General features: G+C 66.1%; 19 protein-coding genes and 1 pseudogene. 12 read left to right on the top strand and 8 right to left on the bottom strand.

From position 1 onward, the window contains the following. Window positions 1-358, bottom strand: a pseudogene (locus AC50X6_RS12810) (MFS transporter); the annotation flags it as partial. A gap of 204 nt (window positions 359-562) precedes the next feature. Between AC50X6_RS12810 and trmB the strand changes: the two are divergent. The 6 genes from trmB to AC50X6_RS12780 all read left to right on the top strand — a co-directional run bounded on the left by trmB (window position 563) and on the right by AC50X6_RS12780 (window position 5,897). Beyond that, on the top strand, window positions 563-1,513 hold the full coding sequence (trmB, locus tag AC50X6_RS12805) for a tRNA (guanosine(46)-N7)-methyltransferase TrmB (protein WP_494966582.1): 951 nt from the start codon (window positions 563-565) through the stop codon (window positions 1,511-1,513). Between the two features lie 78 nt (window positions 1,514-1,591). Beyond that, on the top strand, window positions 1,592-2,467 hold the full coding sequence (locus AC50X6_RS12800; RefSeq protein ID WP_494966581.1) for a DUF1206 domain-containing protein: 876 nt from the start codon (window positions 1,592-1,594) through the stop codon (window positions 2,465-2,467). A gap of 74 nt (window positions 2,468-2,541) precedes the next feature. After that, the gene (locus tag AC50X6_RS12795; protein ID WP_494966580.1) at window positions 2,542-3,867 is read left to right on the top strand and encodes an N-acetylglucosamine-6-phosphate deacetylase; all 1,326 of its coding nucleotides are present in this window, start codon (window positions 2,542-2,544) and stop codon (window positions 3,865-3,867) included. Between the two features lie 666 nt (window positions 3,868-4,533). Continuing rightward, window positions 4,534-4,878: an ArsR/SmtB family transcription factor gene (locus AC50X6_RS12790; RefSeq protein WP_494966579.1), complete on the top strand. Its 345-nt coding sequence runs from the start codon at window positions 4,534-4,536 to the stop codon at window positions 4,876-4,878. After that, window positions 4,875-5,522 carry a dihydrofolate reductase family protein gene (locus tag AC50X6_RS12785; RefSeq protein WP_494966578.1) on the top strand — a complete coding sequence of 216 codons (648 nt, stop codon included), beginning with the start codon at window positions 4,875-4,877 and terminating at the stop codon, window positions 5,520-5,522. Before AC50X6_RS12790 ends, AC50X6_RS12785 begins: the two co-directional genes overlap by 4 nt. Window positions 5,523-5,531: 9 nt before the next feature. Beyond that, window positions 5,532-5,897: an SRPBCC domain-containing protein gene (locus AC50X6_RS12780; RefSeq protein ID WP_494966577.1), complete on the top strand. Its 366-nt coding sequence runs from the start codon at window positions 5,532-5,534 to the stop codon at window positions 5,895-5,897. A gap of 219 nt (window positions 5,898-6,116) precedes the next feature. Here AC50X6_RS12780 and AC50X6_RS12775 read toward each other — a convergent pair whose 3' ends face one another. Then, window positions 6,117-6,431 carry an ArsR/SmtB family transcription factor gene (locus AC50X6_RS12775; protein WP_494966576.1) on the bottom strand — a complete coding sequence of 105 codons (315 nt, stop codon included), beginning with the start codon at window positions 6,429-6,431 and terminating at the stop codon, window positions 6,117-6,119. 97 nt (window positions 6,432-6,528) lie between these two features. Here AC50X6_RS12775 and AC50X6_RS12770 point away from each other — a divergent pair, with 97 nt between their 5' ends. Both AC50X6_RS12770 and AC50X6_RS12765 read left to right on the top strand, forming a co-directional pair. After that, window positions 6,529-7,581 carry an SDR family oxidoreductase gene (locus AC50X6_RS12770; protein WP_494966575.1) on the top strand — a complete coding sequence of 351 codons (1,053 nt, stop codon included), beginning with the start codon at window positions 6,529-6,531 and terminating at the stop codon, window positions 7,579-7,581. Between the two features lie 208 nt (window positions 7,582-7,789). Next, window positions 7,790-8,116: a GNAT family N-acetyltransferase gene (locus AC50X6_RS12765; RefSeq protein WP_494966574.1), complete on the top strand. Its 327-nt coding sequence runs from the start codon at window positions 7,790-7,792 to the stop codon at window positions 8,114-8,116. Between the two features lie 536 nt (window positions 8,117-8,652). Here the strand turns inward: AC50X6_RS12765 and AC50X6_RS12760 are convergent. From AC50X6_RS12760 to AC50X6_RS12750, 3 genes are all read right to left on the bottom strand, one after another. Continuing rightward, entirely contained in the window at window positions 8,653-9,843 is a 1,191-nt protein-coding gene (locus AC50X6_RS12760) for a Fic family protein (RefSeq protein WP_494966573.1), read from the bottom strand. Window positions 9,844-10,459: 616 nt separating this feature from the next. Then, window positions 10,460-11,146 carry an anti-sigma factor family protein gene (locus AC50X6_RS12755; protein WP_494966572.1) on the bottom strand — a complete coding sequence of 229 codons (687 nt, stop codon included), beginning with the start codon at window positions 11,144-11,146 and terminating at the stop codon, window positions 10,460-10,462. After that, window positions 11,143-11,643, bottom strand: coding sequence for a sigma-70 family RNA polymerase sigma factor (locus tag AC50X6_RS12750; RefSeq protein WP_494966571.1), 501 nt, complete (start codon window positions 11,641-11,643; stop codon window positions 11,143-11,145). Before AC50X6_RS12750 ends, AC50X6_RS12755 begins: the two co-directional genes overlap by 4 nt. Window positions 11,644-11,811: 168 nt before the next feature. On the opposite strand from AC50X6_RS12750, the gene AC50X6_RS12745 reads away from it, so the two are divergent. After that, the gene (locus AC50X6_RS12745) at window positions 11,812-12,333 is read left to right on the top strand and encodes a COG4315 family predicted lipoprotein (RefSeq protein ID WP_494966570.1); all 522 of its coding nucleotides are present in this window, start codon (window positions 11,812-11,814) and stop codon (window positions 12,331-12,333) included. Between the two features lie 21 nt (window positions 12,334-12,354). Here the strand turns inward: AC50X6_RS12745 and AC50X6_RS12740 are convergent, their stop codons facing one another. Continuing rightward, a complete protein-coding gene (locus tag AC50X6_RS12740; protein ID WP_494966569.1) occupies window positions 12,355-13,230 on the bottom strand; it encodes a DMP19 family protein in 876 nt (291 codons plus the stop codon). Window positions 13,231-13,475: 245 nt separating this feature from the next. On the opposite strand from AC50X6_RS12740, the gene AC50X6_RS12735 reads away from it, so the two are divergent. After that, window positions 13,476-17,015 (top strand): DEAD/DEAH box helicase, encoded by a 3,540-nt coding sequence (locus tag AC50X6_RS12735; RefSeq protein WP_494966568.1) that lies wholly within the window; start codon window positions 13,476-13,478, stop codon window positions 17,013-17,015. An 18-nt stretch (window positions 17,016-17,033) separates the two neighbouring features. Here the strand turns inward: AC50X6_RS12735 and AC50X6_RS12730 are convergent, their stop codons facing one another. Together AC50X6_RS12730 and AC50X6_RS12725 are read right to left on the bottom strand one after the other, a co-directional pair. Next, a complete protein-coding gene (locus tag AC50X6_RS12730; RefSeq protein ID WP_494966567.1) occupies window positions 17,034-17,468 on the bottom strand; it encodes a hypothetical protein in 435 nt (144 codons plus the stop codon). A 9-nt stretch (window positions 17,469-17,477) separates the two neighbouring features. Continuing rightward, window positions 17,478-19,409, bottom strand: coding sequence for a primary-amine oxidase (locus AC50X6_RS12725; RefSeq protein ID WP_494966566.1), 1,932 nt, complete (start codon window positions 19,407-19,409; stop codon window positions 17,478-17,480). 121 nt (window positions 19,410-19,530) lie between these two features. On the opposite strand from AC50X6_RS12725, the gene AC50X6_RS12720 reads away from it, so the two are divergent. Further along, window positions 19,531-20,121, top strand: coding sequence for a TetR/AcrR family transcriptional regulator (locus tag AC50X6_RS12720; RefSeq protein ID WP_494966565.1), 591 nt, complete (start codon window positions 19,531-19,533; stop codon window positions 20,119-20,121). A 125-nt stretch (window positions 20,122-20,246) separates the two neighbouring features. Then, the gene (locus AC50X6_RS12715; RefSeq protein WP_494966564.1) at window positions 20,247-21,218 is read left to right on the top strand and encodes an AraC-like ligand-binding domain-containing protein; all 972 of its coding nucleotides are present in this window, start codon (window positions 20,247-20,249) and stop codon (window positions 21,216-21,218) included. Window positions 21,219-21,332: the final 114 nt, after the last annotated feature.

Here is a 21,332-nt window from a genome sequence, read left to right as displayed (position 1 = left end):
CCGTTCCGAGCAGCAGCGCCGGAAGATGCCCGGCGCCACCGGCGTCCACAGGCCGCAACAGCAGACCGGCGGTCAACACCGCCATGGCGGCGAGCAGCACGCGTTCCGCGCCGAAGCGGCGGGCCAGTACAGGGGCCAGCGGGGCGAAAACCCCGAGCAGCGTCACCGGCACGGTGGTGAGCACGACGACGGCCCAGCCCGGGAGCCCGGCGTCGGCCGTCACTTCGGGGAGGACCGCGGAGAAGCTGGAGAAGACGGTGCGGAGGTTCAGCCCGATCAGGACCAGGCAGACGCCCAGATAGGCCAGCGCGCGGCGGCTGCCGACCCGGGTGGGCCCGGCCGCGGGAACGTCGTCGATTTCGGCGTCGACGAGCGTGCTGCGGCTTTCCCCGGCGGCGGGGCTGCTGGCAGTGGAGTCGGGGGCGCTGTTCGGTACGGTCACCGCCCCATTCTGGCAGGCTCCGCTTCTGGCAGGCTCCGCGCCGCCGGCCTTGTCCACTGCAGCCGGCCGGGCAATCCTGCCGACCACCCCGCCCGTCGGAACTCCACTATTCTGGAAGGGATGAGCGAATCCCCAGAATGCCCCCAGCCGTCGCAGCCGTCGCAGATGCCCCAGCCCCTTCAGCCGCCGCGGCCGGTGACGCCCGGCAGCCAGGCCTCCTTCGGCACCTACGGCGGCCGGCCGGTGAGCTTTGTGCGCCGCGGAACCCGCCTGCAGGGCCGGCGCCAGGCCGCCTGGGAGGAGCACTCGGACCGCTGGGCCGTGGAGGTCCCCCGCCACATCGCCAATACCTCGGTGCATCCGGACTATGTCTTCGACGCCGAGGCCGAGTTCGGCCGCAGGGCCCCGCTGATCGTCGAGATCGGCTCGGGACTCGGCGACGCCGTGTGCCATGCGGCCGAGGAGAACCCGGACACGGATTTCCTGGCGGTGGAGGTCTACACCCCGGGGCTCGCCAACACCCTGATCAAAATCAAAAGCCGCGGTCTGGGAAACGTCCGCGTTGTGGAGGCGAATGCCCCCGAGGTGCTCGCCACCATGCTGCCCGCCGGTTCCGTGGCGGAACTGTGGGTCTTCTTCCCGGACCCGTGGCACAAGTCCCGCCACCACAAACGCCGCCTCATCCAGCCGGACTTCGCCGAGCTTGCCTCCCGCGCCCTCAAACCGGGCGGCATCTGGCGCATCGCCACGGACTGGTCCAATTACGCCGTCCACGTCCGCGAGGTCCTGGCCGGCTCGCCCGACTTCGAGAACCTGCACGACGGCCAGCGCAGCGGCGCCGAAAGCCCCCTCACCCGGGTGTGGGAATCCGGCGTCGAATCCCTGGTGGGCGGGGCCCCGGTCAAGGAAGGCCGCGCACCGGTGAGCACCGGGCACACCGGCCCCAACGAAGGCACCGACGAGACCGGCGGCTGGGCGCCAAGGTTCGCCGGCCGCGTCCTGACCAGCTTCGAGAACAAGGCGCACGACGCCGGCCGCCTCGTTTTCGATCTCAGCTACCGGCGCCGCTGAACGCCCCGGGGCCATGTGTCAGCCGGCCGCACATCCGGTGCTGTCACCGGGCACGTTACCGTGGCACGATTACGGGAGATGAAGGCGCCGGAGGTCACATCCGGCGGAGGAGCTGAGCCAGCTGAAGGGCCGAATATCAAAAGAGAACTAGAAGACGCCGCCGACGCTGCCGAACAGATCACGAACTCGCGCGCACTCGAGCTGGTGGCCCGGACCGGGTTTGCCGTGAGCGGCGCCCTGCATTTCCTGGTGGGAGTAGTTGCGATCCGCCTCGCCCTGGGCGGTGAGGGCAAGGCGGATGTGAGCGGGGCGGTCGGGCAGTTGGCCAGCCAGCCGGCCGGGCCGCTGCTCCTTTGGAGCGCCTTCGCCGCGTGCGTGGCGCTGGCCCTGTGGCAGACCAGCGACGCCATCTTCGACTTCGAGCATCTCCCCGCCAAGAAGAAGCTGGCGAAGAAGCTCAAGGCCGCCCTGCAGGCTGTGGTGTACGCCGGACTCGCGGTGACACTCGCGTCCTTCGCCGGCGGTGTCGGCAAGGACGACAGCACCTCCACAAGCGACCTCACAGTCTCCGTGATGAAGGCCCCCGGCGGCTACGCACTCCTGCTCGCCATCGGCGCGGCGGTCGCCGTCACCGGAATCGTCTACGCCATCCGCGGCTTCCGGCAGTCCTTCGCCAAACACCTCCGGCTACCGTCCGCGGACGCCGGGCGGACCGCGGTGACGGTCCTCGGCGTGGTGGGCTATGCCGCGAAGGGCGTCGCACTGCTGCTGGCCGGACTGCTGATCATCATCGCCACCGTGCAGGTGCGTCCCGAGGAATCAACCGGGCTCGACGGCGGCCTGAAGGGCCTGCGCGAGCAGCCGTTCGGCATGTATATGCTAGCTGCCGTGGGGGTCGGCCTGATCTGCTACGGCGTCTTCATGGTAGTCCGCGCCAAACTCGCCAAGATGTAACGCCCGACGGCGGGCCCCGCCGCCTTGCCGCCGGCATCGGCCTGCCCTCCGCGTTTCGCTCCTGAAAGGCACCCATGAACAGCCCGGAAATTCTCGGTTCGACCCCCGCCGGGCGGTACGTCCTGCGCGGTGAGATGCTGACGGACGGGGCAAGCTACGCTGACTCGGTCGTGGTCGTGGCCAACGGCCGGATCGCTTACGCCGGGCCCCGTAACGGGTTTGACGCCGCGGCTTTTGGCAACGTGGTTGGTGGCGGCACGGCTTCTGGCAACGTGGTTGGTGGGGGCGCGGTGGAACTGAACCTCCCGCCGGGCAGCCGTATCCTGCCCGGGCTCATCGACCTCCACTGCCACGGCGCGGCCGGCGGCAGCTTCCCCAGCTCGGACGGCCTGGCCTGCCGGGACGCCGTGGACTTCCTGCACCGCAGCGGAACCACCACCCTGCTGGCCAGCCTGGTTACCGCCTCGGCCGACGAGCTCCTGCGGGCACTCGGTGTGCTGCGGGCCCTGGCGTCCGAGGGGCTTATCGCCGGCGTCCACGCCGAGGGCCCCTTCCTGTCGCACGCCCGCTGCGGAGCGCAAGATCCCCAGTGGCTCCGGGACCCCGATCCGGCGCTGCTCGGCCACATGCTGGCGGCGGCCGGCGGAACCCTCAAGACCATGACCTATGCCCCGGAACTCCCCGGGTCCGGCGAGCTGCTCAGGATGCTCGCCAGGCATGGCGTCACCCCCTCGCTGGGCCACACCGACGCCGATGCCCGCACCACCGCCGCGTCCCTGACGGAGACGGCTGACCTTCTGGCGGCGCACACCGGCTCAGGCGGGACAGGCCTCGGAACCACTGGCCCCTTCGGTGCGGCCGCCCGGCCCACGGTGACGCACCTCTTCAACGGCATGCCGTCCCTGCATCACCGGAGCCCCGGACCGGTCGCGGCCTGTCTGCGCCTGGCCGCAGCCGGCACCGTCGCCGTCGAACTCATCGGCGACGGCGTCCACCTCGACCCCGAGACGGTGCGGATGGTCTTCGAGGTGGTCGGAGCCGGCAACGTCGCCCTCGTGACCGATTCCATGGCGGCAACCGGGCTGCCCGACGGCGACTACGAACTCGGGTCCTCCGCCGTTGTGGTGCGCGGCGGCGTAGCTGCCCTGCAGAGTAACGGCGCCCTCGCCGGCGGCACGGCAACCCTCCTGGACGTTGTCCGCCGGACCATTGGGGCCGGGGTAAGTCCCGCCGACGCCGTGAAGGCGGCCACGCTCGTCCCGGCCCGGATTTTGGGCCTGGACGGCGAGACCGGAAGCCTGCGGGCGGGCATGCGCGCCGACATCGTTGCGGTGGACGCTGACTTCGGGCTGGTCACGGTCCTGCGCGGTGGCCAGATCCTGACCCGCCCCGCAAGCTGACCCGCCCGCCAGTCACTCGTAGGCGCGGAGGTCCAGCTTCGAAGTCACTGCATGGCTAATGTTGCCCGGGTATTCGAGTTTCGGACAGGGCCGCGATGCATGAGGCCAGCAAGCGCCTTAGTTGCGCCTGTTCGGAGGCGTCGAGACCCTCACGCATTTGGTCTTCCACCGATCTGACCGCGGCGCTGGCAGTTTTGAGCAACTCGTCTTCCAGCCGGGCAATTGAGCGGTGATTGCGAGGTGTCGTAGGACGCCCTCGCAGGCTACGTGCCCCCTGCCTGCCATTCGGGGGTCCCATTTCCTTGGTTCTATGGGGGTCCGACCGCCACGCTGCCTCGCCGCCAAACGGAGTTAACAGTCCCGATAGTGCGGATATTGGCCTGCCACCGCAAAACAAGGTCAAGCAGCACCTGTCCCGGTAAGGGTTCCCCTGTGACACAGCACACTTCTCTGGTTGCATCTTGGTCTCGGCACTGAATCTGCGTCTGTGAAGGCCCGTTTTTCAGGCGCCAATCCAGGGAAATTCATTAGCGACGCCAGTTTCGCGATCGAGAACGGAATCCAGAAATGCGTTAACGGATCAATTCAGGACACGCGTCAAACCCGAGACACATTCCTCGCGTGGGCCGATTGACGAATCCCCTGCCTTCACTGATACTTAGGCATATGCCTAAGTATCATGACGAGCTCGACGCCGTGCTCCGCGCTCTCGCGGATCCGACACGCCGTGCCGTCGTGGAACGGTTGGCGAAGGCTCCAGCGGTCGTGTCCGAACTCGCGGCACCGTTCTCGATGACGTTGCCGTCGCTCATGCAGCACCTGAGCGTCCTCGAGAACGCGGGAGTCGTCACGTCGGAGAAGCACGGACGCGTCCGCATCGTGAGCCTGCGACCGGGCGCCCTGGACGTCCTGCACTTGTGGCTCGGCGAGCAGCGAACCCCCGCAGAACACCAAGCCGACCGGCTTGGCATCCACCTGATCCGCACCACCTCCGAAGGAGACCTGATATGACCCGCGTTCGCATGGACCTGTTCGTCTCACTGGATGGCTACACCTCGACGACCGGCCGATCGCCCGAAAATCCGATGGGCGAGGACTGGGGCCGCCTCACGGCTGCCTACGCCGCGACCCGCACGTTCCATGAGCAAGTCTTTGGCGACACCACCGGCACCGGCACGGCCGGCATCGATGACACCTACGCTGCCGCGTTCTTCGAGGGCATCGGCGCCGAGGTCATGGGCGCGGCAATGTTTGGCCTGCACTCGTTCCCCGACGATCCGAACTGGAAGGGCTGGTGGGGTGACCAGCCGCCGTTCGGCACCCCGGTCTATGTACTCACACACACCGCACCGCGTCCGTCGATCCCGATGGCGGGCGGAACGACGTTCCACTTCCGCAGCACCCCCATCGAGGAGGTGCTCGCCGAAGCGACAGAAGCAGCAGGCGGCCTGGACGTGCGCGTCGGCGGAGGGATTGGCATCGCGCGCGATTTCTTGCGTGTCGGCCTAGTTGATGACCTGCATCTCATGGTCGCCCCCATCCACCTCGGCCGCGGAACCCGGTTGTGGGACGATCTTCCCAGCCTCGATCTCACCCACAGGGTGACGACAGAAGTCGCCGAGAGCGGCGCCATCCACGTCACCTTCACCCGATAGGACGCACCCATGGCAATCGAACGCCGCCTCGCCCACGCCGGGTTCACCCTGACCCGCGACTACCCCGCTCCTATCGAACGCGTCTGGAACGCATTCGCCGAAGAGGACAAGAAGCTGAGCTGGCGGGGCGCCGGCGACGCCATTGAGCCCGGTGAGTGGGTATTCGACTTCCGCGTCGGCGGCCACGACATCGACGCGGGGACGTTTCACAACGGTCCGGTCTCGCGGTACGAAGCCACGTACACCGACATCGTCGAGCACGTCCGCATCGTCACGACGTACGACATGTGGCTCGACGGGGTCCACATGTCGACGTCGGTGGCGTCGTTAGAGTTCGAGCCCATAGACGAGGGCACCCGGTTCACGCACGTCTAGCACGGCGTCTTCTTCGACCAGTTCCGGACCGATGGGCCGGGCCGCGAGAAAGGCACACGGGGCCTGCTCGAGGCTCTGGCCAACTACCTCGCGTGACGAACCCCCCGCATCCAGCTCCGGCAGCGCTTCGCCTTGCGGGCGTTCGTCAGAGCGACATGTCGCCCAGGGTTCGCATAATGATCTTGTGGTGTTCTTGTCGTGAACAGGGCAGCGGTGCGGCTAAACGTCGGCGCCGATGGCCTTGCCGAGCTTGGCGATGGTTTGCTCGTTACGTCGGTAGTGGGAGAACTGGCCGATGCGAGTACAGATCACAAGATCTGCGCGTTGCAACGTCGCCATGAACTGTGAAGCGGTGGACTGTGACACGTTTGCACGCGCCTGAATGTGTTTCAAACACACTCCGACCTCGTCCGCCGGCCGATCCTGCGGCGGAAATGAGTTGCCGTCCTTGAGCCAGCCCAGAATTGCCAAGCGCGTTGGGTGGCCGAGCGCTTTGAACGCGCTCACCAGTTGATCGTCACTGAGTTCTCCCATGCCTCCAGCGTAGCCTCTGAATCGTAATATCGCGATGTCACGATCCTGTGCTACAAATGAGATCGGTAAATCACGTTTTTGCGATGAAGGAGGAAGCATGGCAACGAGAACTGCATTGGTCGTCGGAGCACGGGGTGTGATCGGCGGAAACTTGATCGAGCACCTCGACCGCGTGGGAGGCTGGACGATCATCGGACTTTCTCGGCGGGGAGGGGCTAGTCAGGGGTCGGTTCGGCATATCGCCGTTGACCTTCTGGACAAAGACGACACCGCTTTGAAACTCGCAAGCCTGACTGGGGTCACTCATGTCTTCTATGCCGCTTATCAGGATCGCGCCAGCTGGGCGGAACTGGTGCCGCCGAACTTGGCGATGCTCACGAATATCGTCGACGCAATCGAACCCGTGGCGACGAACCTGGAGCACATCAGTCTGATGCAGGGGTACAAGGTCTATGGCGCTCATCTGGGGCCCTTCTCGACGCCGGCCCGTGAGGACGATCCGCCGCACATGCCACCGGAGTTCAACGTCGACCAGCAACAGTTCCTTGAGCGCCGGCAGGCTGACGCCGCGTGGTCGTGGTCCGCACTGCGCCCCTCGGTTGTGGCCGGCATTGGGCTCGGCAACCCCATGAACCTCGCCATGGTGATTGCGGTGTACGCCTCAATCAGCAAAGAGCTCGGCGTCCCGTTCCGGTTCCCTGGCAAGCCCGGGGCCTACACAAGCCTGATCGAGATGACGGACTCAGGGCTGCTGGCGGAAGCTACCGTCTGGGCCGCAACAAACCCCGGCAGCAGGAACCAAGCTTTCAACATCACAAACGGTGACATGTTCCGCTGGTCCTCGATGTGGCCGAAAATTGCAGCGTTCTTCGACCTCGATGTAGCGCCACCTTTGCCGATGAGCCTGAGCGAGGTGATGGCAGACAAATCTGACCTCTGGGATGCAATGGTTGAGAAGCACGCCCTGGCGAAGACCCCCTACTCTGATGTGTCCTCCTGGCAGTTTGGCGACTTCGTCTTCGCGTGGGACTACGACGTCATCGCCGACACATCAAAGTCGAGGCGTGCCGGCTTCCACACATATGTTGACAGCGAAGCGATGTTCTTGAGAATCTTCCAGAGTCTCCGAGACCAGCGGCTGATTCCCTAAGCAAGCGGCAGGGGCCTCACAGTCAACGCGCCTGCCGGGACGATGTTAGAAAACAGACGCGGCCGCTGGTCGGGCTGCGGCTGCGTCAGTCGTTCCCGCTGAGGGATCCCTCACCGGAAAAGGGCTGAGGGTGGAAAACCCACTCTGTCCGGCATGATCGGGTGGACCTTGAGCAGCACGGGACGATGACCACGGCGATAATCGACGTATGACTGAGCATTTACCGTCCTGGCCGACCACACCACTGACCTACGGTTCAGTGGTCTTGCGCGAGTTCACCGACGACGACGTGCATCTCGCCTTCGAGTTGGGGGACGATCCTTACATCCCTCTCATTGGCAGCCTTCCCGCACTCCCCACGGCACAGCAGGCTCTGGAGTGGATCTGGCGGCAGCGCGGCCGGTCCGCCGAAGGAAGAGGGCTGTCCTTCGCCATCGCCGATGCCGAGTCCGACAACGTCGTCGGTGCCATCGGACTGTGGCTTCAGAACATGTCGGCCGGCCGTTGTTTCGCGGATGGCACTGCAGTACCGTGAGGATCTGACCCCGTTCTGCGGTCCTGTCGTGCCGCGCTGTGCCCCGGCGGGAGGATTTGTTTCTCAGTCCTTCACCCCGTCATCACCTCATCGGACGTGCAGTCATCTCCGGAGGGGTCGCGCGGAAGTTGGACGGTCGATGACTACTTTGTAGGTGGAACCCGGGAGCGCTTGTGGATGGGCGACACCGTGACCTGGTTCCATAGGAACTATCGAACAGTATGTGGGCGCGCTTACTGGTGCAGGCTTTACTTTGACAGCCCTTCGCGAGTGCGAACCGGAACCTGGCAGATTCGGCGGAGACGAAGGCGAGCTGGAGCGCCGAAGGCGTGTGCCGTTGTTCCTTTTACTGTCCGCCGAAGCAACCTGACACTTGTTTAGGGATCAGACACCTACTGCGACCCAGAACGGAGGAAATTGCTCCGTAATTCCGGAAATCTCCCCCGTTGAGGGTTGCATTCCCCTGGCGACCCCTTTCCTCGCTGCTCTCGGCCCTCACATGCTGGAGAGCCAATCGCCGCCCGTTCAAGGTTCCCCTATCGGCGTCTCTTGGCCCGAGCGCCGAACTCGTCAAGAACTCGTACGACATCCTTCGCCAGCCAAATCCGGTTGCGCCTTCCGGTCGAGATTTGGATCAGGATGTCGGCATCAACAAGGCGGTTGATAGCGACCTGGGCGTTGACGGCCGAGATACCAAGTTGAGTTGCGGCGGCGGCGCTGTCAATAGCTGGCTGGCGAAGGAGGACATCCACGAGCCGGTGGGCCGCGGAGTCTCGTCTTGCCGTAATGCGGTCGCGCCACTCAAGCCGGACGGTTTCGAGGTCCTCGACGAGGATGCGACCGTTGTGCACCGCCGCGAACGATGCCTCGGCGATGGAGCGGACTATCGGGGTGATGTCCCCCGACCGGTAAGCGCCGAGGGCATCGAAATAACGGCTAGTGTCGTGGAGCAAACCCGCGGAGACCGGAACGGCGACATTACGAGTCAGCTGCCCCCCGCGCAACATCGCCTGGATGAGTGCGCGACCGACTCTGCCATTGCCATCGGGGAATGGATGAATCGTTTCGAATTGGGCATGGGCGATCGCGGTCTGAACAAGAACAGGTAGGTCGATGCGATTGGCGAAAGCGACGAGATCGTCCATGAGTACGGTGACGCGCTCGTGATGGGGCGGGATGAACTGTGCTGTGTGGGGCCCGAGGCCCCCTCCGCCGATCCAAACCTGCTGATCGCGCCAATGGCCGGCGATGTCGGGATTGCTCTGCTCGAGCAGCGCGCGGTGCATTTCCAGGATGGCGTGGCCATCAATGGATTCGGACAGGGCGAGAGCAGCTTGCATGGCTCTGACGTTGCCCACGATCAGCTGCGCATTCCTCGAGGCGTGCTCACCGAGCTCCGCCAAGGCGATCTGTCGCGCACCGCTGGTTAGATTCTCAATCTCTGAGCTGGAGGCACTTTCGGTGCGCAAGAGAATGGATGCGAACGGTGCTGCAATGTGTCCGACTTCGGCGTCGAAGCGGGCAAGCTCGCTGGCGGCTTCTTCGGTCAGAGCGTGCAGTTCGCCATCGATGTGGATCGCCAGGCCGGAAATGAATGGGGGCACAGCAGCCAGATACGGTCCGGCGGCCCGACGCTTCTGTGTGCGTGAGCCATACACGTCTTGAACGTTGCGCCAGAGCCGCTCTTCAAAGTCGAGCGGTGGCCAGGCTGCGTCCTGCTCAAACATTGACATGACCCAACCATACCAATGCTTAGTTACTCATCCATAGTTATGCAGCGTCGCTATCCTGATCTATTCCACGCGACGTCTTCCGGGCGACCGACAACGGTTTCTGGCCGCCCGCTCAAGGTTCCCATGTGACACGGGTCAGCTTCAGCGCACGAACGATTCCTGCCTTGATCTGTCATGTGACGTTTTCGCCGGCGGGGTGTCGTTGGCGATGCGGGTGATGTCCGTTGCGAGGTCCGTGAATGCGGTGCCGAGCTCGGCCGGCTCCAGAACGGTGAGTCGGGCGCCGATGAGGAGCTAGATACACAATCCATTTGACACCCCCGGCCATCCTGAATGAGACAGTGGCAATCGTAGGTATTTTCTACGGCGGCCGCGACCACGAGCAGATGCTCCGCGACCCGCAAGAGGATCGTTGACCCCAGCAATCATTGCGCAGCTATCCCGATTCTGACCTGCCAACGCCTCGACGATGTTCTCCCGTTCTACGAAGCGCTCGGATTTGTCACTCGGGAGCATCATCGTCCTGACACCCGATACCGGGAGCCTTTACGACGAATTCGCAGCAGGACAGTGTCCGGAGGGCCGGAGGGCCGGAGCCTGGAGGCGCCCGCTAAGCCCCCGGTACGGCGATCACGGCCACGGTCTGCTGCTGCGCGTTCCGCACCTCGACGCCGGCGATGCTGGTGAGCTGCACGGGGGTGGCCCCGGTGATCTTGACCTTGCCGCTGGGGGTCGCCGTCCACGCGCAGGCGCGGTCCTCGCCGCCGTCGCGGTCCTTCACCCAGAGCGAGAACGTTCCGTCCGCCGGCAGGCTACGGCCGTCGACCGCGAGCTCGGTTCCCCATGTCTTCTTGACCAGCCCCACCGTGAACTGTGGACCGTCACTGGCCTGGACGGAGTAACTGGCGTCCGGTTTGGCCGGCTGGTTGAGCACCGGTCCGGCCAGGACCCCGACGGCGAGGCAGGCGGCCGCCGCGGCCGCCACGGCCGCCGACCACCGGCGTCGTACGTTCCGGCGCCGGGCGGACAGCTCATCGAGGAGCCGCCGCGGCACCGGCACTGCCTCGGGGCCCGGAGGCGCCGGCTCGCGGCCCGCCGCAGCGGCCGCCGGGCCCAGGGCGACGGCGTCGGGCACCGGAATCGCGTCCAGCAGAGCCGGGAGGCTGGCCAGTTCATCGAGCTCCAGCCGGCAGTCGGGACATGAGCCCAGATGCTGCTCGAAGTGAGCGGCCTCGGCCGGTGCCAGCCCGCCGAGCAGATAGGCCCCGAGCAGCTGGTGGAGTTCCGTCGGGTTCACCGCTGCACCCCCATCTCGTCCAGGATCGTCCGGAGCGCCCGCACGGCGTAGAACGCCCGGGATTTCACTGTTCCGCTGGGAATGTTCAACTGGACCGACGCCTCCTGGACCGTGTAGCGGCGGTAGTGGAGCGCGACCAGAACGTCCCGGTGCCCGGCGCTGAGCCGCAGCAGCGCCTCCTCCATCAGGACCCTGTTGAGGAGTTCGTCCACCCGTTCGGCCCCGTCGACGGGATCGGCCCCGTCGCGTTCCGCGACTTCCTGCGGCCGCCGCTGGGCCTTGCGGTAATTGTCGATCATGATGTTGCGGGCTGTCCTGAACAGGTAGCTGCGCAGGCTCCCCGTGATCTGCGGTGCCTGTTGCCAGACGCGCAGCACAGTCTCCTGCACGACGTCGTCGGCCAGTTGCGGATCGCGGGAGGCCCCCAGGACGAATCGCCTGAGCGCGGTCCCGTGTTCGCGGTAGATCGAGGCAACGACGTCTTCGTCCAGCGACATGCCCTTGCCTCCCCTGCTCCGACGTTCCGCTCTGCCCTCTGCTGCCCCCTACGACGCACGGGGCAGCGGAAAAGTTCATTGCCCCGCCCTGAACCATTGTTCACCCGGCGGCGTCGTAAGGGTTAGGGCCGGACTCTGAGTTGGCCGGCACGAGTCAAGGAGCATCACATGAAGAAGCACCTCAGCATCGGCCTGTCCGCTTTCGCCGTCGCCGCACTACTTTCCGGCTGTGCCGGAGGCAGCGGCACTTCAACGACGTCGACGCCCGCGACGACGTCCCCCGGCGCGGCCAGTTCGGCGCCGGCGTCCACGCCGGCAGCTGCGGCCGCAGCGCTCAAGGTGGCTTCGTCCAAGCTTGGACAGATCGTGGTCGACGGCAAAGGCATGAGCGTCTATTACTTCACGAAAGATGTCAAGGATTCGGGGACCAGCGCCTGCACCGGCGGCTGCCTCACCGCCTGGCCGCCGGTCGTCACCACCTCGGACGCACCAACGGTCGACGGCGTCACCGGCAAGGTGGGCACCATCGCCACCCCTGACGGCAAGAAGCAGGTGACCATCAACGGTATGCCCATCTACTACTTCGCCAAGGACAAGGCCGCCGGGGATGTCCTGGGGCAGGGCGTCAACAGCGTCTGGTACGTCGTGGCACCCTCCGGTGAAATGATCACCACGGCAGCCGGTTCCTAGCCGACGCCGGACGGGCACCGGTTAGGCGTCGTCCTCCGCGAATTCGACGGCGGCCACAATTTCCTTGGTGTCCGGGTGGATCATGAACGCCTCATCGTCGTCTTCGACCATGAGGTACTCGCCCTGGTCCGTGGTGAAATGCCAGGCCAGGACGGGGTTTCCGTCGTGGGGGTAGTTGGGGTCACCCATGGTGATCTTCACCAATGTGTGGCCCGCCACGTCACAGAGTTCTCGGATGATCAGCTCGAACTCCGGGGCATCCAGCAGCTCGTCCTCCGCGGCCCCGGCCTGGCGTTCCGCCAGGTTAGGGATCCGCGAGACGCGCTCGGCGATGTGACGATCAAGTTCCTCGTCGTCCAGGACCAGGAGGTCCGCCTGGCCCCGGAGCCAGACCGCGTTGAGGCGGATGATGTCCTCGGACTCCAGCAGCGCCTCGAACTCGCGGTCGAGCTCTTCCAGGAAGTGCACGGCGTCCGGGCGGCCGCCGTCCGTGACGTCATCCTCAGCGTCGGCATCGCCATCAAGATAGGCATCGGCTTCCTCCTCGGAGAGTGCGCCGAAGGCCGCCACGGTGCGGTTGAAGAGGTCCAGATGCGCCACCGCTCCCATCGCTTCGAGCCCTTCGCGGATGTAGGCATCAATGTCCTCGCGTTCCGGCGCGGTGAACACGTACTGGGCGAACCCGCCGCCCAGCGACTGGGTCAGGTAGAAATCCACGTAGTAGGCGCGCAATGCGTTCGGGGCGATTTCGTCCGTGTCGAGCAGTTCCGCGTACATGGCGTTGACCACGTCTACGTTCGCGTCGACCGCATCAGAGTCGCTGCCGCCGACGCCTTCCCTGGTCAGGACCGGGACGGGTGTGGCGCTGGAAACGGTGGTGGAAAGGCCGTTGCTCATGGGAAATCCTCACTGCTGAAGGCTGGTGGCACTCCGGACCCCTCCAAGATATGTTGCTCCGGCCGGCCCGCGGCTGAGCCGGAGCTGAACGTCGGACGAAGTTTAGGGGTTCCTGCCATCCGGTCTGTCCGGTCTGTCCGGTCTGTCCGTCCGGGGCGGCACCGGCTCGGCCGGCGAAGTTCGAGGGGCCCTTCCAGGCTCGCTAAGATGGACCAGATGACCAACTGCTGAAAGTAGTGCGCACAATGCCATCCCATCCGGACGAGAGTGCGGCACTGGCAATACAGACACCCGCGATCAATGACCGTTCCCTCGCGGCCGGACTGGCGTACGCCATGGGGAGCCGCGTTTCCGGAATCTCTTTCGACGCCGCCACAGGCCTGCTGCTCGGCAAGGTTCGCGGCGGTTCCGACGTGCCCTATTCGACCACCGCCAAGCTGGTCCGCAAGGCAGGAGGCTGGAGCTGCACCGTGGGAGTCTGCAGCTGTCCGGTCCGGAAAGACTGCAAACATGTTGCCGCGCTGCTGTTCGCGGCCGAAGATAACCCCGCCACCCGCTTCCAGTTGCTGGCCCCCGCAGATGCCACCCGGCTCGCACGGCGGGCCGAGCCGACGGACGTTCCCGACTGGGAGCAGGCCCTCAGCCCGCTGATCGCCCGGCCCGGAATCACCCAGTCCACCAGCGGCATCCCGCTGGCTCTGCAGCTCGAGGTCGAGGAGCCGGCCCCGCACTTCTCCTACACCGGCCGGCGGGACCCGCTCCGCAGCGTTCGCCAGCTCAAGGCCCGGCCCGTGATCATGGGCGCCAAAGGCAAATGGATCCGCGGTGACGTTTCCTGGAACACCCTGAGCTACCTGAACTACCGGCGTGAGTGCAACGAGGCACACGTTGAGTGGATGCAGGAGTTCCTCGCCTCGCACACGGTCCTGGCGAACCGCCAGCACACCGGAAACGCGCCGTGGCTGGGACTGAATACCTATGCCGGGAAGAACCTCTGGAGCCTGCTGGCCCATGCGCAGAAGATCGGCGTCGAGCTGGTCCACAGCCGCGGTGCGGCGCCGGTGAGGATCGTGGAGGAGCCCGCCGCTGTCGGGCTCAATCTGGCCCGCTTCGGCGCCGCACCGTTTCCCGGGGACGGCGTTCCTGGGGAAGGCGTCCCCGTTGAAAACACCGGTTCGACGGCTCTGGCGGCCGCGGCCGCGGCCGCGGACAGAAACAGCGGCCTGTCGCTCGCCCCGACCATCACAGTGGAGGGGGTCGTCGTCGATCCGGCGTCTGTGGGAACCATCGGCCGCCCCGCCCATGGGATCTTCCTGACCTCCGGGGCGGACGCGCTGCCCGGCGCCGCGCCGTCGGACTCCATCATCACGCTCGCTCCGCTGGAAAACGGGCTGAGTGAGGAACTGCTGACCTTCGTCACCGCCGGGACCACGCTGCATATCCCGGCCCGGGACGAGAGCCGCTTCCTGACCGGCTTCTACCCCAAGCTCAAGCAGTCCGCCCGGGTCACGGCCTCCGACGAGTCAGTGGAGCTGCCCCAGCTGGCTGTCCCCACCCTGTCCCTGCTCGCCAACTACGGCGCGGATCACCGGGTCCGGCTGCACTGGGAATGGCACTACAAGACCGGAACGCTGGTCACGGCCCAGCCCCTCTGGCGCCATCCGGGTGACCATGGCTACCGGGACGACCCGGCGGAGGCGCACGTCCTGGAAGCCCTCGGGCAGCCGTGGGACGTTGTGCCGGCCCTGGGCGAGTCGGCCACCGGCGGCTGGGGAACGCCGCGGCTGGCGGCCTCGGCTGAACTCAGCGGCCTGGACACCCTGGCCTTCACCGAGGAGCTGCTCCCTGCGCTCCGGGAGATCGCCGGGGTCGCCGTGGACACCGCCGGCGAGATCGCCGACTACCGGGAGGCCGACGAGGCACCCGTGGTAGCGATTTCGACGAAGGCGACGGACAGCCGCGACTGGTTCGATCTTGGCATCGTGATCACCCTCGAAGGCCAGCCTGTCTCGTTCGCGGCATTGTTCTCCGCCCTCGCGGCCGGGCAGACCCGGATGCTGCTGCCCAGCGGTGCCTATTTCTCCCTCGACCTGCCCGAGCTGCACCAGCTGCGGGCCCTGATTGATGAAGCCCGCTCGCTGCAGGACAACAAGGACGCCCCGCTGCAGATCAGCCGATTCCAGGCCGGTCTCTGGGACGAGCTTGCGCAGCTCGGCATTGTGGACGAGCAGGCCGCAGCCTGGCGCGAGGCCGTCGGTGGGCTGCTGGAGGGCGGAGTGAAGGGGCTGCCGCTGCCCTCGACGCTCAACGCCGATCTGCGCCCGTACCAGCTTGAAGGCTTCAACTGGCTCAGTTTCCTCTACCGTCACGGTCTCGGCGGGGTCCTGGCCGATGACATGGGTCTGGGCAAGACCGTCCAGGCGCTGGCGCTGATCTGCGCCGCCAAGGAAGCGGCAGGAAAGCCGGCAGCGGCTCCCGACGGCGACGCTGCCGCCACTTATGCTGCCGACGGGGCCGGGGCCGGGGCCGGGGCAGCCCCAGGCGCGGCGCCTTTCCTGGTGGTGGCACCCACCAGTGTCGTTGGCAACTGGGAGGCAGAAACGGCACGGTTCGCCCCCGGGCTGACTGTCTGCGCCATCGGCGAGACCTTCGCCAAGAGTGGCTCGAATCCGGCCGAAGCAATGGCGGGCGCTGACATCATCATCACGTCCTACGCCCTGTTCCGGATCGACTACGACGCCTACGCCGCGAAGGAATGGGCCGGCCTGGTCCTGGACGAGGCCCAGTTCGTCAAAAACCACCAGTCCAAGGCCTACCAGTGCGCGCGCAAGCTTCCTGCGGCCTTCAAACTGGCCGTCACCGGCACCCCGCTGGAGAACAACCTGATGGAGTTCTGGGCGCTCACCTCGATCGTGGCGCCCGGACTGTTCTCCAGCCCCAAGCGGTTCGCCGAGTACTACCAGAAGCCGGTGGAGAAGAACGGGGACAAGACGCAGCTGGACAAGCTGCGGCGCCGGGTCCGTCCGCTCATGCTGCGCCGGACCAAGGAGCAGGTCATCCACGATCTGCCGCCGAAGCAGGAGCAGATCCTGGAGGTGGTCCTGAATCCGCGGCACCAGAAGGTCTACCAGACGCATCTGCAGCGGGAGCGACAGAAGATCCTGGGCCTGATCGACGACGTCAACAAGAACCGGTTCACGATCTTCCAGTCGCTGACGCTGCTGCGGCAGCTCAGCCTGGACCCCTCGCTGATCGACCCGTCGCTGTCCGGGGTGCGTTCCAGCAAGCTTGATGTGCTGTTCGAGCAGCTGGAAGACCTCGTCGCGGAAGGGCACCGGGCGCTGATCTTCAGCCAGTTCACCGGTTTCCTGGGCAAGGTCCGGGAACGGCTCGTCGAGGAAAACATTGAGTTCTGCTACCTCGACGGCAGCACCCGCAACCGCACCGACGTCGTCAACGAGTTCAAGAACGGCGCGGCGCCGGTGTTCCTGATCAGTCTCAAGGCCGGCGGCTTCGGCCTGAACCTCACGGAAGCGGACTATGTGTTCCTGCTGGACCCGTGGTGGAACCCGGCCTCGGAGGCTCAGGCCGTGGACCGGACGCACCGGATCGGCCAGGCTCGGAATGTGATGGTCTACCGGCTGGTCGCCAAGGACACCATTGAGGAGAAGGTCATGGCGCTCAAGGCCCGGAAGTCAAAGCTGTTCGCCGACGTTATGGAAGGCGATGCCCTGTCCGGCGGCGCGCTCACGGCAGAGGACCTGGCCGGGCTCTTCAACGACTGAGTCACTGACTGGCCTGTTTCAGCCGTTGGCCTGCGTCCGGAGCCGGGCCAGAAGCGTCGCGGCGAGCAGCGCCGTCGTCATTTCCAGCGCGATGACCGCCAGTAGCGCCCCGGCATCTGAGGGCGCCGCTCCGGCTGCTGCGGGATCGGCACCCTGATGGACATGGCCCGAAGCCCCGGCGCCGAGGAGTAAGAGCGCATGCACCCCGGTCATCGCCAGAGCCGAGGCCATGACCTGGCGAAGGGCGCTGGCCCGTCCGTGGCGCCAGATATGCACGGCGCACGGCAGACAAACCGCAACCATGGCCAGCATGAGCAGGTTCAGCCACGTCCCGTGCTGGTTGACGGCGACAAGCCACAGGTGCGCGAGGCTCGACGCCGCCGTCACGGCGGCGCAGATCCGGGAATGCGGGACCATGCCGGCCCGGCGGCCCACACTGGCTGCGACACTCACGGCGCCGGATCAGCTATGGCAGTGGCCGCCGGCCGGCTGTGCACTCGCGGGCACATCCAGCACGGGGCTGCGGTCAAAGAAGCCCTCCGGCCGTAGCTTGAAGCCGGCTGTATCCACCGGCATGATGGGCCAGTCCTCGGGCCGCGGGAAGTGGGTCAGGCCAAAGGTGTGCCACAGCACGATGTCCTGGCCGTCCAGGTCCCGGTCCTGCGCCACATACCGCGGCAGGCCCGCTCCCCCGGCGTGCTGGTTCACGAAGTCGCCCGTGGGGTACATCTCGTCTTCGGCGAACCGGGTCACCCACAGGTCCTTCGTGGCAAAGGCGGCGCGCAAGGCGATGGAGGACTCCGGGTCCGCCAGCAGGGTGGGGTGCCCCTCGGCGTGGAGCTTGTAGGCCACGGGTTCGCCGAGGCGGTTGCGTGACCGCGGGTTGGAAATGACCCAGGTCCGGCCGCTGCGGGCATCGGCCTCGCGGGCGCCCTCGGATTCGCGGGCGATGACCGTGCGCTTCCGGGAGAACGCGTTGCCGCGTTCGTTGCCTTCGCCCATCGCCTGCCGGACCACGTCTTCTTCCTCGACCCGGTTGGTGAGGCCGTCGATCGCCATGTCCAGGCGCGCGCTGAACAGGTGCTGATGGAACGGGGCGCCCAGGCCCGGGGCGAGCTGGGAGATGTTGGCCGAGCCGCCCTCCGGGTAGGCGGAGGTGAAGACGACGCCGGTGGCCTTAGCCTCGAACTCGATGGTGCCGTCGAGGTAAAGGTACCAGTAGAAGCCGTAGTCGTAGTTGCCGATGGTGGTGAAGAAAGAGATCACCAGGCGACGGTTGCGGCGGGTGTAGTTGATGCCTGTCCAGAGGTCGCTGTGCTTGGCCAGGATTCCCCAGTCCTCCTCGTGCATGCAGATCCCGTTGCGGATCTCCCGGGGGTTACCGAAGGCGTCGCTGATCACGGGGCTGAGGTAGGTGATCTCGCCGAGGCAGTCGCAGCCCAGTTCCAGCGAATTGGCGTACTGGCCCACGAGGTATTCGCCGGTGTCGAAGTAGTTCTGCCAGGACCGGATCGGCGACGGGTCCCCGTACGGGACCACCATCTCGGCGATGGAGGCGCGGTTGATGATGGGCCGCAGACGGCCGCCGTCCTGAAAGCCGAGATTGTGCAGCACCACCCCTTCGCGGACATCGAAGCCGACATCGACGCTCCACTTTTCCCATTCAATGTGGTTCCCGCCCGTGACCGTGAAGCTGGGCCCGTCCGGCTGGGTGATGGTGATGGGTTTCTGCGTGGTCCGCAGCGGCCCGGTCAGATCAGGATCCGTGTAGTTGCCGTGCTCTGCGGGAACCGGGACGGCGCCGGTATCCAGAACCTGCGTGACTTCCTTACTGACGACGTCGACGTACGCCACGAGACCGTCCACGGGGTGCGCCCAGGCGCTGTCCTCGGGGAAATCCTGCACGAAGGCCAGGCCACGCAGGATCCGGCGGCCCTTTTCCTCCGGGTACTCGAAGACACCGGCCGACAGGGGTGCCACCCGCACCTTGCTCACGTCCAGGTTGCGTTCCGCCAGCGCCTTGAGCCACCGCTCGTCCGTGGCCAGAAGCTGTTCGACGACCTCGAACTCCTCCTCCAGGACGGGGAGCTCACCGGTCACGGCCGTGTCCAGCTCGACGTCGGAAACCACTGTGCCGGTGGAAACCGAGACGGTCACGTCGGCAGGGCGTCCTCCGGACACATCGTGGACGAAGACGCGGAACCGGCGGTCCTCGCGTCCCTCCGGCGCGTTCCTGGCGGGATCCACCAGGCCCAGGTACGCGATGCGTTTGGTCTCGCCCAGCAGGCCCGCGGCGCGCAGGATGCCTTGGACTGCTGTGATTTCGGCGTCTGTGGCCAGGCCGTATGGACTGTAGGGACTAAACGGGGTGCGGGTGTCAGTTTGTGCGGGCATAATGGCGACCTTTGCTCGGGGACCCTGGCGGGCCAGAACTTTATTTTCTATAGTTGTAGAGAATACGGAAACGTAAGATGTGCCACAAGAGTCCGACGCAAATATTTTGGGGAGCTGCCCGGTGCCAAAGATTGTCGACCACCACCAGCGGCGGCTTGAACTCGTCGACGCCACGTGGCGGATCATCGCCCGGCTCGGGATCGAAAGTGCCACCATGCGGGAAATTGCCCTCGAGGCCGGCTTTGCGAACGGGGCCCTTAAGCCGTACTTCCCCACGAAGGATGACCTGCTGACCTTCGCATTCGGGCACGTCTTCAACCGCACCAACGAGCGCATCGCGGAGGTCACCGCCGGTCAGGCCGGGCTCGAGGCCCTGCGGGCATTTTGCGTCGAGGTGCTGCCCCTGGATGAGGAGCGGATCAACGAGGCCCGGATTGTCATTCCGTTCTGGCAGAAGGCCATCAACGATCCCGGCAAGGCCCGGATCCATCGGGAATCGATGCAGCAGTGGCTTGCGGCCATGCGGCAGTATCTTGCCGAGGCGCGGGACGCCGGCACCGTCACCACCGCCGTCGACGACGCCGCCCTGGCCGGGCAGCTGCTCAACCTTCTCCTCGGCGCCCAGATCGCGGCGGCGCTCGCCCCGGAAGGCCAGGTGGAGCTAGGGTTGAACGAGCAGCTGGAGGGATTCCTGACCCTGCTCGGCTGCTAGGACCCGCGGACAATCTTTTTTCGCCGGTTGTCGAAAAAAGATGACATCGACGGGCTGCGACGCTACCCTGAAAGGACTGTGTCCCACGACACAATCCCCGAAGTACGACGGCGTCAGGATCTTCTATGACCGCAGTTGCAGCCCGCCTGTCACTCAGTCCTGCCGGACAGGACGTCCGCACCAGCACGGCAACCTCCTTCGACCACTGGCGGCACCTCGTCGCGGAGTCCTTCGTTCCCCTGGCCGCCTCGAGCGGAAATGCCGAGAACTTCCGCGGCCGCATGCGGGCCCGCCGGCTGGACCGCATGGCGGTCGTCGAAGTCTCCTCCACGAGCCATGAGGTCCACCGCACGCCGGCCCTGATTGCGCAGTCCAACGAGCGCTATTTCAAGCTCAATCTCCAACTGCAAGGCACCGGGCTCCTCATCCAGGACAACCGCGAGGCTCTGCTGCGCCCGGGCGATCTCTCCATCTACGACACCAGCCGCCCCTACACGCTTGCGTTCGAGGCGGACGCCCGGCTCATGGTGGTGATGTTCCCCTGGGATGCACTTTCCCTGCCGCCGGACTGCATTGCACAACTCTCCGCCGTGCGGATGGCCGCTGACACAGGCCTCGCCGCGATCGTCGGGCCGTTCATCGCCCACCTCGCGCAGAACCTGAATGCGCTGAGCGGCCCCAGCGGGTCCCGCCTTGCCACGAACGCCCTCGATCTCGTGTCCACGATGCTGCACTCGGAACTGGACATGTCCCCGGACCGGATGAGGCCCCAGGCCCTCCTGGCGGCATCCGTCCGCGAGTACATCGACGCCAACCTGGCTGATCCGCTGCTCTCGCCCGCTTCCATCGCAGCGGCCCATTTCATCTCCACGCGGCACCTGCACAACGTCTTCCATGAATCCGGGACCACCGTGGCGAGCTGGATCCGGACCCAACGGCTGGAAGGAGCGCGCCGAGAGCTGCGGGATCCGCTCCTGGCCGGCATGTCCGTCGGAGCCGTGGCCGGGCGTTGGGGTTTCCTGGATGCGGCCCACTTCAGCCGCTCCTTCCGTGACGCCTTCGGCGAATCCCCCAGCGACTGGCGGCGCGGCGCCTAGAACGGCCCGCTCCCGCGGTGACGGCAGGTGCTGTCAGCGCCCGTCGTTAACCCCGCGAGCTGGAATGTTAGAAAAGGCGGTGCCGGATTTACCCGGCACCGCCCCCTTCTACCC

Source organism: Pseudarthrobacter sp. HLT1-7 (assembly GCF_059383435.1).
The sequence above is the reverse complement of the archived record's forward strand: the minus strand, read 5'-3'. Positions and strand labels throughout refer to the sequence as shown.